Genomic DNA, 13,683 nt, shown 5'->3' with positions numbered 1-13,683 from the left:
TTACCCCTCGCCCACCACCAGGACTTCCGGATGCATCTCGATCCCGTACTTTTCCAGGATCGTGCTCCGGATGTGATCGATCAAGGTGAGGACGTCGGTAGCCGTTGCTCCTCCACGGTTGACGATGAAGTTGGCATGCAACTCCGAGACTTGGGCTCCGCCAATTTGATAGCCTTTCAACCCTGCCGCCTCTATCAATCTGCCGGCGTGGTCGCCCGGCGGATTGCGGAATACGCTGCCGGCACACGGCAACTGCAGTGGCTGCGTGAGCCGCCTCCGCTCCTTGTTGGCAGCCAGCGTCGCGGTGATCTCCTGGCGATCTCCTGCTCGCAGTTGGAAACGCGCCTCCACTACGATTCCCTTCTTCTTTTGCAAAAGGGAGGTTCGATAGCTGAAGCTCATTTCCTCATTTGTCAACACCTTCGTCTCCCCGTCTTCAAAGAGGATTTCGGCATCAATAAGAATACGTGAAAGATCAGATCCATGTGCCCCTGCATTCATGTAGACGGCTCCCCCCACAGTACCAGGAATGCCTCCCGCAAATTCCATACCTGTTAATCCCCTCTTGCCCGTCTCCATCGCCAGGCGGATCATGGAATATCCGGCACCCACACACACCTCTTCGCCCCTGAATTCACAGTGACTCAATCCCTCAGCCACCTTGAGCACAGCTCCGCGGATCCCTCTGTCCCTCACCAGAAGGTTGGAGCCGCGCCCGATTACACTCCAAGGAATTTGATGACGATGCAAGATTTGCAAGGCTTTTTGCAAGGACGATTTATCCTTGGGTTGGATTAACAGATCAGCAGGACCCCCGATCCGCCAAGTCGTATGATTGGCGAGAGGCTCATCGATCCACACTTTTGTAATGCCAGCTTGCACAAGCTCATCTGCGATTTGTTTCATACGTGAACCTCCTGATACATATGCTGGTTCGGACACAAGGGTCTTATCACGTGTTTGCTCCATACTATGCGATCGCCCAATTTGGCGTGACAGTTGCCCATCCGATCATTTTCCCTTTGCGATTTCCAGCAGATTTTCCACAATCGTGGCAGCAGCTCGCGGCATTCCCAGCGTCAGCGAGCTTTTGCGCATTTCCTCCCATGTCTGGCGGTCGGCAAGCAGCGCCGACAATTCCGCCATCAGGCTCTCCCCGCTCAATTCACGCTCCAGAATGACTTTTGCCGCCCCGGCCCGCTCCAGCCCGCGCGCGTTTTTTTCCTGATGGTTGTTGGTCACGTACGGCGAGGGGATGAGGATTGCGGGTACGCCCAAGGCAGTAATTTCCGCGAGAGTAGAAGCGCCGGCTCTGCCCACCAGCACATGCGTGGCAGCCAGTACATCCGGCATGTTATGGACGAAAGGCAGCACGCTCAGGTTCGCGGGAATATCTCCCTTTTGCTGCAATGCAGCCTGAATCGAGGAAAAATGCACCTCACCGGTCACGTAAACGAAATGCGTATTGGGGAAAGAAGCAAAGCGCTCCACGGCGTCCAGCACAGCTTCGTTGATCGCACGCGCACCTCTGCTGCCGCCGAAGATCAGTACGATTTGCTTGTCCTGTGCAACGCCCAAAAAGCTGCGTCCCTTGGCTTTGTCTCCATGCATGACTTCGGTTGCCCGCGGGTTGCCTGTCAGTACGGTTTTGCCCGCCGGGAACAGGGGCAGCGACTCGGAAAACGACACCGCCACCCTCGTCGCCGAACGCGCGAGAAACTTGTTGGTCAAGCCGGGAACGACATTTTGTTCGTGAATCATCGTCGGAATCCCCAGCCTGGAGGCAGCGTAGACGACCGGACCGCACACGTAGCCGCCGGTGCCGATCACGACATCGGGCTGGAACTGGCGGAGCATTTTTTTCGCATCTCCTACCGCCTGCACGAACTTCCACAGCGTTTTCAGATTATCCAGCGAGAGCTTGCGTTTCAGCCCGCTGATCTCCACAGATTGGAATGGCATGCCCTGACGCGGGACGAGATTTGCCTCCAGTCCGTTTTTGCTCCCAATATACAAAAAGGCAGCTTGCGGATTTTGGCGGGAAATCTCCCCTGCCACCGCAAGTGCCGGATAAATATGTCCTCCTGTGCCACCGCCTGTAAGGACGACGCGCATACGCAAACACACCCTTTATGCCCTAGTAGGAAATTCGCATGCTTGACCAGCAATCGATGCGAGCATGTCTATCTGGAAAAACGGGAGATGTTCAACAGTACACCCATGCCTGTCAGCATCAGGGTGAGCGAGGAACCTCCATAGCTTAAAAAAGGCAGCGTAATCCCGGTGACGGGAAACATCCCGGTGACGACCCCGATATTGATGACGACCTGAATCGCGACAATGCCGATAATCCCCAGGGCCAGCAGGCTTCCGAACAGGTCCGGTGCCGTAATCGCCGTGCGCATCCCGCGCCAGAGCAAAAGCAAAAACAGGAGCAGCACGAGCGTCCCGCCGATAAAGCCGAGCTCTTCGGCGACGATGGAGAAAATGAAGTCATTGTACGGTTCCGGCAGATACAAATGTTTTTGTCTGCTCTGTCCGAGGCCAAGCCCGAGCAGCCCGCCGGGACCGATGGCGTACAGAGACTGGATGATCTGATAGCCGGCACCGAGCGGATCGGACCACGGATCGAGAAACGAGGTAATTCGCTTGATGCGGTAAGGTGCGGAGACGACCAGAGCGACAAATCCGGCAACGCCGACCAGTCCCAGGCCGACGAAGTGGCTGATCCTGGCGCCGGCAGCGAAAATCATCACGATCGCCGTTCCCATGAGAACGGTCCCTGTGCCCAGGTCCGGCTGCAGCATGATCAATCCGAAGCAGACCACCGGAATCGCCAAAGCCGGCATCAGCCCTTTGCGGAATTGCACAATTTGCTTCTGGTTCTCGGACAGCCATTTGGCCAGAAATACGACGACACCCAATTTGGCAAACTCTCCGGGCTGAATCCCGAACGCGCCGAAGCCGAGCCAGCTTTTGGAGCCGTTTACTTCAATCCCGATCAACAGGACGATGATCAACAGGGCAATGCTGGCGTAAAATCCGGCCTTGGCCAGTTGCTTCCACACCCAGTAGTCGATATTCATAGTGATGTACATCGCGGTAATGCCGAGCAGAGCGAAGATCAACTGCCGCTTGGCAAAGTAGTATGGATCAGAAAACGGCGGCTTCTGGGCGACGATCGCGCTGGCGCTGTACACCATCACGATGCCAATTCCCAATAAAAAAAGTGTTGCAAAAATAAGTACGAAGTCGGGGGCAGAGCGTACCTTGCTCATCGTGGCTGGTCATCCTTTCTCATGCCGTCCCGCTCGTGTTCATGTTCTACTGTTGCAGGGCTGACCGGGGACGTTATGCTAGGCTTGTTTTAAGTCTATGCACGCCGTCCTTAAACATGCTCCCCCGCACTTCAAACGAAGGAAACATGTCCCAGCTCGCACACGCTGGACTCAGGAGCACGATGTCTCCTGCCTGCGCCAGACTGGCAGCAGCTTGAACGGCTTCCTCCACAGTATCGACACGGATTCGCTCGCCTATCCCTGCTTCTGCCCCCCGCGCGAGCATCGTGTCAGCCGTCTCGCCCAGCGCGACCATCGCCTTGACCCTGCCTTGCATGATAGGGATCAGTTCCTTGAAATCAACGCCTCGATCCAGCCCGCCGCAAATCCAGACGACAGGCTGCGTGCACGCCTGCAGCGCGCGAGAAGCCGCCTCCGGATTAGTCGCTTTGGAGTCGTTGTAATAGGAGACGCCGGCGATGTTGGCGACGAACTCCATGCGGTGCTCGACTCCTGCGAAAGCGGACAGCACGCGCACGATCGACTGCTTGTCCGCGCCCGCCAGTCTGCTGACGATGACGGCAGCCAAGGCATTGTCCACATGTGGCACGGCAATGTCCGCTACGGCGACGATTTCTTCATCATTGCCCTCGCCGTCTGCATAGACGATCATGCCGTCTTGCACATAAGCCCCGCGTGATAATTTTTCACTTTTACTAAAATAATACGTTTGCGCTTGCAGCGAGGCAAAGCGTTCGCGCAGCTCGGGCTGATCGTACGGAAGCACCGCGACATCGTCCGTGCCCTGATTGGCAAACAGCTTCATCTTCGCGTCCAGGTAGCTCTCCAGCGAATGATGGTAATCCAGATGCGCCGGATAGAGGTTCATCAAGACGCCGATTCGCGGACGAAACTCTTTTGTCCCTTGCAATTGAAAGCTGCTCAGCTCGGCGACCAGCCACTGGTCTGCCCTGGCTTCTTCTGCCAGGCCGCACAACACCGTGCCGATATTGCCGCCGACCAACGCATCGATGCCCGCTTCCTTTAGCATCAGGCCGACGAGCGTCGTCGTCGTCGTCTTCCCGTTGGAGCCGGTGATGCCGATGATCGGCGCCCGGGAAATCTGATAGGCGAGCTCGACTTCGGTAATGACCGGAATCCCCAGACTCACGGCCTTGGCAACCGGGAACGCCTCGTACGGAATCCCCGGATTTTTGACGACCAAAGAAACACCGGAATGGATCAGATCGTCCGGGTGATGCCCGCAGATGCAGGTGATCCCCAGCGCTTCCAGCTCTTCTACTCCCGCTGCCTGTTCACGCGGCTTCTGGTCGTTTACGACGACATGCGCGCCAAAGCGGTGAAGCAGCTTTGCCACTGCCACACCGCTTTTTGCCATACCCAAAACAACTACGTGCTGATCGCGATAGCGATTCATTTGATAGTCACCACCTCAAGGTATACGCCAAGTCCGGCAAACATCATCCCGACCAGCCAGAAGGTGACGACGACACGCCACTCTGACCACCCTGTCAGTTCAAAGTGATGGTGCAGCGGGCTCATGCGAAAAATCCGCTTTCCTCTCGTCTTGAAAGAGATGACCTGCAAAATGACGGAAAGCGTCTCTACCACGAATACCCCGCCGATAATTGCCAGAAGCAATTCCGTTTTGGTCATAATGGCGATCCCTGCCAACGCGCCGCCAAGCCCCAGCGACCCGGTATCACCCATGAATACCCGGGCTGGATGGGCGTTGAACACGAGAAAGCCGAGTACCGCACCTACAACGGCTGCACTGAAAATAGCCGTGTCGTACTGCTGGCCGAACCAGGCGATAATGGCATACGCGCCAAAGGCGATCGCCCCTGTGCCCGCAAGCAATCCGTCCAGACCATCCGTCAGGTTGACGGCATTGGTCGTACCTACGAGCAGGAAGAGCAGGAACGGGAAGTAGAAGTACCCCAGTTCGAGGTTCCACGGCGTGCCGGGCAGGTGCAGCGAGGTGTCGTGGCCCATCTGCAACAGGAGGATATAGGCACAAATCGCCAGCAAAATCTGACCGGCAAACTTCTGCTTGGCGGTCAATCCGAGGTTGTGCTTTCTTCTGATTTTAATAAAGTCATCGAGGAATCCGATCAAGCCGTATCCGAGCGTTACGAGTAAAAGAAAGAAAACTTCCATGGTGGAATTTGCAAACTTCAACACGGTACAAATGAGTGCCAAAAGAATGATCGTTCCTCCCATGGTGGGAGTACCCGCTTTCTTCTGATGGGATTGCGGCCCTTCTTCGCGGATTGCCTGACCGAATTTCAGGCGGCGAAGAAAAGGGATAAACAAGGGTCCGATGAGTACGGCGATGAGAAACGCGGCGACGATCGTGACGATGAGTACGTTGTCAGCGAACATGCCCGAACCTCCTTTCTCTGATGCTATTCAGTCGATACTGTCTCTATTCACGGCAATACTTTGAAATTGCTTCCTTCGCGACTTCGCGGTCATCAAACGGAAGCACCTGGCTGCCGATAATCTGGTATGTCTCATGCCCTTTGCCGGCGATCAGGATCACGTCTTCGCTGTTGGCCCGTTGCACCGCCTGGAAAATGGCTTCGCGACGGTCCGGTTCGGCTACGTAGCGCTCCGCCTCCACTCCAGCCAGCCCTGCGATCATGTCGTCGATGATCGCCTGCGGGTCTTCGCTGCGCGGGTTATCTGAAGTTAAGACGGTCCAATCGGCGTATTTTGTTGCGATTTGCGCCATGATCGGGCGTTTGCCCCGGTCCCGGTCTCCCCCGCAGCCGACGATGCAAAAGACGCGACCTTTGGCAAATTCGCGAACGGTCAACAGGGCGTTTTCCAGACTGTCCGGCGTATGCGAGTAGTCGACTAAAACGGAGAAAGGCTGTCCGGCATCGACCGACTCAAACCGCCCGTTCACCCCGGGAACTGCTTCCAGACTCGCCTTGATGTCAGCAAGCGGCACGCCTTCCGCCAGAGCTGCGGCAGTCGCTGCCAAGGCGTTGTAGACGTTGAATTTCCCGACAAGTTTCAGGTGAAACGGCAGTGTGCCGGCGAAGCTGTCCACGGTAAACGAAGTGCCCTTGCTCGTGATCGCAATGTCGCGCGCACGCACGTCTGCCTGCTGCTCGATCCCGTAAGTCAGGACGCGCGCAGGCGTCACCCGCTCGTACAGTTTGGACGCTTCGTCATCCGCATTGAGAACAGCCGTCTTCATGCGGTCCCACTCGTAGTGGTTGCCGAGCTGGGAAAACAGCAACGCCTTGGCGTTGCGGTAATTGTCCATCGTCTGGTGGTAATCGAGATGGTCTTGCGTCAGATTGGTAAAAACGGCAGTATGTATATCGCATCCGCGAACTCGTCCCTGTTCGAGGGCGTGGGATGACACTTCGATAATAGCGTACTCCGTATGGCAATCGCACATGCGTCGAAAGCTTTTCTGCAAATCAATCACATCGGGAGTCGTGTTTTTTACTTCCTCGCTTACGTCTCCGATGCGCATATGAATCGTGCCAATCAACCCCGTCATCTTGTTTTGATCGCGGAAAATCTTGTCGATCAGATGCGTTGTCGTCGTTTTGCCATTGGTTCCGGTGACGCCGATCACCTTCACTTCGCGGGTGGGCGAACCGTAAAAACGGTCGGCAAGGATGGCCATCGCACGCCGCGTATCAGCTACCGTAATCAATGTGGCGCCAACGGCAAGATCGCGCTGTGCAAGAACCGCAACAGCACCCCTTTCAACCGCCTGGCTGGCAAACGTGTGTCCGTCCACGGTAAATCCGGTGAGACAAATAAACAAGTATCCGGGTTTCACCTGGCGAGAGTCAGCGGTTATGCCTGTGATTTCAATGTTGTCGTCTCCGTGTACCTTCTTTGCCAGAAGAGGTGAAAGCAGATCTCGTAATAACATGGAACAGGACCCCAATCTACTCTAGTATAGACAAAAACTTGACGATTTGTACAAAGGCGGAGGTGAGCGCCCGTAGTAAAGACTACTCTCCTCCGCCTCCGAAATCCCATTGTATAGCGAATCAATTCATTTGTCACCAAGGTATATGCGAATTTTTCCGTTTTCATCGATCTTCGTTCCCGGTGCAGGCGATTGCTGCAAAACGTACTTTCCTTTGCCGGAAACGACCAGTGGCAACGTATCATACGTAGTCGCGACATCCTGCATCGTCTGTCCTACCATGTTGGGGACCTCGATCGGGGCGCGCTCGCCCAGCGCCGGGTTCAGTTCCTTGCTGATTCCGTCTTTTCGCTTCTCCACATTGAGATGCTGCAAGGAGGACTCAATAATACTTTTGACACTTGGAGCGGCGATCAAACCTCCGAAAGCGAGCGCCTTCGGATTGTCGACGGCGAAGTAGACGAGAATTTGCGGGTCGTCAGCAGGAGCGAAGCCGATGAAGGAGACGATGTACTCGCCATCGACGTAACGGCCGTTTCTTACCTTTTGGGCAGTACCTGTCTTTCCTCCTACCCGGTACCCTTCGATGTAGGCCTTGCCGCCTGTACCACGCGCGACTACGCTTTCCAGGGCGTAGCGAACCTGCGCCGACACCTCCGGCGAGATGACCTGGCGAACTTCCGTCGGCAAGGTCCTGCCGATGATGTCATTGGTCACGCTGTCTCGCCATTCCTTGGCGATGTACGGCTTCATCAGCTTGCCTCCATTGATCGCAGCAGAGACAGCGGCCATCTGCTGGATCGGGGTGACCGACACCCCTTGGCCGAAAGAGGTGGTTCCCAGCTCAACCGGTCCGACGCGATCGAGCGAAAACAGCAGCCCGTTTTCTTCCCCGATCAGGTCTACTCCTGTTTTTTGGCCAAAGCCGAATTTTTTAATGTACTCAAACAAACGCTCTTTTTGCAGGCGCTGCCCCATCGTGACAAAACCTGGGTTGCAGGAGTTTTCGACTACTTCCAGCATCGTCTCCTGACCGTGTCCCTGCCGCTTCCAGCAGCGCAGCCGCTTGCCCGCGACGGTGATGTAGCCGGGATCGTAGAAGCCTTCGTTCAGGTTGATCACGCCCTCGTTCAGCGCGGCAGCCAACGTGACGATCTTGAACGTAGAGCCGGGCTCGTACGTTTTCCAGATCGGCAGGTTGCGGTTGTACACTTCTGACGGATACTCCTGGTACTTGTCTGGCTGAAAAGTGGGACGGCTGCCCATGCCCAAAATTTCTCCCGTCTTCGGATTCATCGCAATCGCCAAAACATCATCGGGCTGGTAGGCGACGACTGCCTGGTCGAGTTCCCTTTCGATAAACGCCTGGATCTGGCTGTCGATCGTCAAGTACATGTCCATTCCGTCTACAGGAGCGACGTACTCCTCAGAACCTCCTGGCATGATTCTGCCAGTCGCGTCGGAAGGAAAAGAAACATACCCTTCCTTGCCTTTGAGAAACGGATCATAGATTTTCTCCAGTCCTGTCAATCCCTGGTTGTCCACACCGGTAAAACCGAGAATGTGGGCAGCCATCGTGCCGTTCGGATAAAACCGTTTGGAATCGCCAGCGAGATAGATCCCCGGCAAATTCAGTTCCTGGATTTTTCTCGCTGTCTCCTCGGAAATCTTTCTTCCACCCGGGATTTTGTCGTTGGCCATCGCCCTCTTGGTGATCGCCTTGAAGACTTCCTCTTCGCTTTGTCCGAGGATGATCGCCAACTGCTTGGCCGTCTCTTCGGGATTTTTGATCTGGGCCGGTACTGCCACTACAGTCGGTACGCTCATGTTCGTGACCAGTTCATTGCCGTTGCGATCGAGGATTCGCCCGCGGTCCGGTTGAAATTTGATATCGCGTTTCAGCAGGTCGCCTGCCATATCAGCCAGTTTTGGTCCCTCTACCAGCTGTACGTAACCGAGTCGGGTAATCAGCGCAGTGTACAAAACAATGCCGATGACCAGCGCAATAAAGATACGACGGCGTACGGTCGCGTTGGATACTCGCAAACGAGTCCCCCCTCAAAATAAGGTTGTCTCTTCTTAACCCTATTCTTCGGGGGGACAGGTTAGAACCGTTACTGGCCGCTGCCCGCAGGCCCTGTTTGGCCCGTATCATCGCCTGGCGGGGACGTCCCGGATGAGCCTGTATCCTGCTCTTCCTCCACCTTCGTCTCGGAATCGTCTGCTTCTGTCTCTCCCTCTTCTGCCTCTGCGTCTACAGGCAATTCAGGCACTTCGGGGTCCGATTCCGCCTTCAAGGTGACCATCAACAGTTCGCCGCCGGATAACACCGTTCCCGGCTTGATGCTCTGCTGGTAGACGAATCCCGAGCCGACTGCCCGGACCTGCAGGTTCAGCAGCGAGCCGAACTCCATCACATCGCGCAATGATTTTCCGGTAAAGTCCGGCATCTGCGTTCCTTCTACGCGGTCGGTGATCAGCACAACCTTTTGCCCAGGTGTCACCTTCTCATACGGAGCCGGGTGCTGCTCCACGATTTTTGTCCCTGTTCCGACGACGGTCACGCCTAGCCCGTCTTCCTCTGCGCGCATTTTCGCGGCAGTGGTGGACATCCCTTCAAACTTGGCGAGCGTCATCTCCTGGACGGGTCTGGCTACCGCTTTTTGTCCCGCAGCTTTGACCTCGTTACTGATCTCTTCTGCGCCCGCCGGCAAATCAGGCTGCTGCTGCAAATACTGCAGGCTTCTTTCCATGACAGATTTGAAGATCGGGGCTACCATCGTTCTTCCCCACGTCCCGTACCATTCGTTCGTCTGCGGATCATCGACGACGACGTAGACCAACAGGCGCGGGTCGTCTTTGGGAGCGAAGCCGATGAAGGAGGCGATGTAATGGCCTTCCTTGATCTTGTTTCCTTCATATTTTTGCGCCGTCCCGGTTTTTCCGGCGACGTGATAGCCGTCGATGCGATACGCAGCCCCTGTACCTGCCTCACCGGTAACGACGGTCTCCAGGATGTCGCGCGTCTGCTTTGCTGTCGCTTCGCTGACCACCCGCCGCACGACTTCGCGCTGGGAACGCTTAACGACAGCACCCGTGAGCGGATCTCGCATTTCCTTGATAATCTGCGGCTTCAGCAATTCGCCGCCGTTGGCAATCGCGCCGACTGCCGCCACCTGTTGTATCGCTGTAACCGTAACCCCTTGCCCAAAGGTCGTCACTGCCCAGTCACGCGGAGAGCGGGGGTTTTCCAGGTTGGAGATGTTTCCTTTTTTCTCAAAAGGCAGTTCAATTCCGGTCACGGCACCCATTCCGAATTTTTCGATATAGGCTCTGAGCTTATCCAGTTTCAAACGCTCGTAGCCGAGCTTGACGAACACGACGTTACTGGAGCGCTGTACGCCTTCGAGGAAGCTGATTTTTCCCCAGCCCGCCCCCTGATTGTGGTCGCGGATCGGAATTTGTCCCTTGATCGTATATGTACCTGACATGTACTCTTCATTCGGGTTGAACAAGCCTTCCTCGATTGCCGCAGCCAAGGTGATAATTTTGAACGTGGAACCCGGCTCAAACATCGAGGTAACGGCGTGGTTGGTGTAGTTGGTAATGCCCTCGAAGTATCGGTTGGGGTTGAACTGCGGCCGGTTCCCCATCGCCAGAATCTCCCCCGTCTTCGGGTCCGTGACCACGACAGTCATCCCCTGGGGCTTGTACTTCTGCTCGATCTCGTCCAGCGCTTGCTCGACGTAATCCTGAATCTGCCTGTCAATCGTCAGGTAGACATTGTACCCATCCTCTGCGGGCTTGTAGCTTTTTTCGCCATCGGGCAACAAGTAGCCGGCACCGTCCGTCAAGACAGCCATTTCGCCCATTTCGCCGCGCAGCGCGTCATCCAATTGCAGTTCCAGCCCCATTTTCGGCTGATCCTCGAAATCGAGGTAGCCGAGCAGATGGGCAGCCATGCTGTTGTTCGGGTAGAAACGGCGCGTCGTCTCCGTCAGGTAGATGCCGGGAAGCTGGTTTGTCTTCACTTTTTCACCGCTCGGCAGCGTGGGGTATTTGGCCTGCTCGATCAGCCCCTTCTGCTCCTCGGTGATCTTGTTCCCCCACCGCCCCAGCAGTACGACCTTGGAATCAGGTCTGGTCAAATATTCGTGCAGCTTGTCCACCGGAGCGTCGAGAATCTTGGCCAAGGTCGTCGCCGTGTAGTACGGGTCTTTTACATAGTCCTCATCCCGGTCGTTTAGCGGCTTCAACCGCGCATTTACGGTATACGCTTTTCCTTCATAGGCCAAAATCTCGCCGTTTCGGTCCATGATCGCCCCGCGTTTTGGCTTCAGCGTTTTTTCCCAGTCCCACTGGCTTCTCGCGTATTCCATGATTTTGGCCGCTTCCACGGATTGGAGCCACCAGACGCGGAAGCCTAAACCGGAAAAACCGATAATGATGCAAAAAGCGAATAAGAGAATACGCCAGTTGACACGTTTTTTCGTTTCCATCATCTCACTCCACGGCAGGTAAATTTTTCAGGAACGAATCTGCAAGAAAAAAAATGTTACCGCATCAATCGCAAGTAACATTAAGGCTGCGTTGTCTGTTGGGAGTCTTCTGTCGTTTGCGTCGCTGGAGCCATTTTGTCGGTTTTGCCGATTACGTGTACGGCTGCAGGGTTAAACACCATGCCCTGACGTTCCGCCTCTTTCTGGATGCGATCACGATTGCTCATCTGTTCAATTTGCAATTGCAAAGCGGCGTTTTGTTCTGCCAGCCGCTCATTTTCCTTTTTGGCGCTTTGAATTTCATAGTGGTATTGGGAGATTTGCGAGTAGCGCACGCCGACAAACCCCAGTCCAGCTACGGTCAATGAGATGAAGAGCAAATAGAGCAACTTTTCTCCTGTCGGGATCGACTGCCTGAAACGGATTTTTCTCTTTACTTTCGTAACAGACCGCGAGCTTTCTTCTCGCTCGATGTCCACTGCTAGATTGCCCCGGTAATAATAGCTCATCTCTTGTGTCACTCCTTCTTTTGAGCCGTCACTGGTCTATTTTTTCTGCCACTCTCAGCTTGGCTGAGCGGGCGCGGGGATTCGCTTCCAGCTCTTCTTCGCTCGGCAGCACCGGTTTTCGCGTAATCACCTTGACTGTCGCCACATGGCCGCATGTGCAAACCGGTAACGCAGGCGGGCACGTACAGCCTTTGGAATACTCCTGAAAGACCTGCTTGCAAATCCGGTCCTCCAGCGAATGAAAGGTGATGACGCTGACCCGGCCCGCGGGATTCAGCACGTCGATCGCATCGACGACGGCCTCGCGAAATGCGTCCAGTTCGTCGTTGACGGCAATCCGGATCGCCTGAAACGTCCGTTTTGCCGGATGCGGCCCGCTTCTCCTGGCTGCCGCCGGAATCGCTTCCTTGATAATTTCCACCAGCTCGCCGGTCGTTTGGACTGGTTTCTTCTGGCGGTAGGCGACGATTTGCCGGGCAATTCGCCGGGAAAATTTCTCTTCCCCGTATTCCCAGATCACCTGTGCGATCTCTTCTTCTTCCCATTCGTTGACGATGTCGTATGCGGACAGGGACGCCTGCTGATCCATCCGCATATCCAGCGGCGCATCGGCATTGTAGCTGAACCCGCGCTCTCCTTCGTCCAGCTGCGGGGAAGATACGCCCAGATCAAACAGCACGCCGTCCACGCCACCGAGCCCCATATCGGCTACGATCTCCTTGAGATGGCGGAAGTTGCTTTTGACCAGTGTCACATGGTCCAGCCACGGAGCGAGACGCTCGCGGGCATTCTCCAATGCCCAGTCGTCCTGGTCGATGGCAATCAGGCGGCCACCTTCCGTGAGCTGCGAGGCGATCAGGCTGCTATGGCCCGCTCCGCCCAATGTACAATCCACATATATCCCACCTGGTCTGATGTTCAGACCGGCGACTGCTTCTTCACGCAATACCGTTACATGATGAAAGGACAACATTGTCACTCCCGTTCTTTCTGCGCTGTTACAGCTCAAAATCAACCAGCTTTTCGGCAATCTCCCCGAAGGAGCCCTCTGCCTCTGCAAAGTACGCTTCCCAACGCTCTTTGCTCCACACCTCGACGCGGTTGGAGACGCCGATCACGACGCACTCCTTCTGGATCGATGCGTGTTCGCGCAGATTGGATGGTATGCTTACCCTTCCCTGCTTGTCCCACTCACATTCGGTTGCCCCCGAAAAGAAAAAACGGGTAAAGGCGCGTGCATCCGCCTTGGTAAAAGGCAGCGACTTCAACTTTTGCTCGAGTTGTTTCCACTCATCCAGTGGATAGGCAAACAAGCATTGGTCCATTCCGCGGGTGATGACGAAGGAGCTTCCCAAGCCTTCACGGAATTTGGCAGGGATCGTCAGGCGGCCTTTTTCATCTATGTTGTGATGGAATTCGCCCATGAACATACCCTGTCCCCCACCTTCCGTCAAACTCGCTCCACTTTC

Annotated in this window: 11 protein-coding genes; all 11 read right to left on the bottom strand. The window is 55.5% G+C overall.

Features of this window, described 5'->3' with window-relative positions; translation table 11 throughout:
• The 11 genes from murB to mraZ all read right to left on the bottom strand — a co-directional run bounded on the left by murB (position 1) and on the right by mraZ (position 13,644).
• Complete coding sequence (gene murB / locus ACAF76_RS06930; protein WP_400163197.1) at positions 1-906, bottom strand: UDP-N-acetylmuramate dehydrogenase; 906 nt, start codon at positions 904-906, stop codon at positions 1-3.
• Positions 907-1,011: 105 nt separating this feature from the next.
• Positions 1,012-2,115 (bottom strand): undecaprenyldiphospho-muramoylpentapeptide beta-N-acetylglucosaminyltransferase, encoded by a 1,104-nt coding sequence (murG, locus tag ACAF76_RS06925; protein WP_400163196.1) that lies wholly within the window; start codon positions 2,113-2,115, stop codon positions 1,012-1,014.
• A gap of 68 nt (positions 2,116-2,183) precedes the next feature.
• Positions 2,184-3,278, bottom strand: coding sequence for a stage V sporulation protein E (gene spoVE, locus ACAF76_RS06920; protein WP_400163195.1), 1,095 nt, complete (start codon positions 3,276-3,278; stop codon positions 2,184-2,186).
• A gap of 73 nt (positions 3,279-3,351) precedes the next feature.
• Positions 3,352-4,716, bottom strand: a complete 1,365-nt coding sequence (gene murD, locus ACAF76_RS06915; protein WP_400163194.1) for a UDP-N-acetylmuramoyl-L-alanine--D-glutamate ligase — start codon at positions 4,714-4,716, stop codon at positions 3,352-3,354.
• Positions 4,713-5,684: a phospho-N-acetylmuramoyl-pentapeptide-transferase gene (gene mraY, locus ACAF76_RS06910; protein WP_400163193.1), complete on the bottom strand. Its 972-nt coding sequence runs from the start codon at positions 5,682-5,684 to the stop codon at positions 4,713-4,715. The genes murD and mraY overlap by 4 nt, the downstream gene beginning before the upstream one ends.
• Before the next feature lie 43 nt (positions 5,685-5,727).
• Positions 5,728-7,206: a UDP-N-acetylmuramoyl-L-alanyl-D-glutamate--2,6-diaminopimelate ligase gene (locus ACAF76_RS06905; protein WP_400163192.1), complete on the bottom strand. Its 1,479-nt coding sequence runs from the start codon at positions 7,204-7,206 to the stop codon at positions 5,728-5,730.
• A gap of 126 nt (positions 7,207-7,332) precedes the next feature.
• Entirely contained in the window at positions 7,333-9,252 is a 1,920-nt protein-coding gene (locus tag ACAF76_RS06900) for a stage V sporulation protein D (RefSeq protein WP_400163191.1), read from the bottom strand.
• 68 nt (positions 9,253-9,320) lie between these two features.
• The gene (locus tag ACAF76_RS06895) at positions 9,321-11,705 is read right to left on the bottom strand and encodes a penicillin-binding protein (RefSeq protein ID WP_400163190.1); all 2,385 of its coding nucleotides are present in this window, start codon (positions 11,703-11,705) and stop codon (positions 9,321-9,323) included.
• Positions 11,706-11,785: 80 nt separating this feature from the next.
• Positions 11,786-12,214: a cell division protein FtsL gene (ftsL, locus tag ACAF76_RS06890; protein ID WP_400163189.1), complete on the bottom strand. Its 429-nt coding sequence runs from the start codon at positions 12,212-12,214 to the stop codon at positions 11,786-11,788.
• Between the two features lie 28 nt (positions 12,215-12,242).
• The gene (rsmH, locus tag ACAF76_RS06885; protein ID WP_400163188.1) at positions 12,243-13,193 is read right to left on the bottom strand and encodes a 16S rRNA (cytosine(1402)-N(4))-methyltransferase RsmH; all 951 of its coding nucleotides are present in this window, start codon (positions 13,191-13,193) and stop codon (positions 12,243-12,245) included.
• Between the two features lie 19 nt (positions 13,194-13,212).
• Positions 13,213-13,644 carry a division/cell wall cluster transcriptional repressor MraZ gene (gene mraZ / locus ACAF76_RS06880; protein ID WP_400163187.1) on the bottom strand — a complete coding sequence of 144 codons (432 nt, stop codon included), beginning with the start codon at positions 13,642-13,644 and terminating at the stop codon, positions 13,213-13,215.
• Positions 13,645-13,683: the final 39 nt, after the last annotated feature.

This window comes from Brevibacillus sp. TJ4 (assembly GCF_044627595.2).
GTDB lineage: Bacteria > Bacillota > Bacilli > Brevibacillales > Brevibacillaceae > Brevibacillus.
Note: the sequence above shows the minus strand (reverse complement) of the source record. Positions and strands in the feature narration are given on the sequence as shown.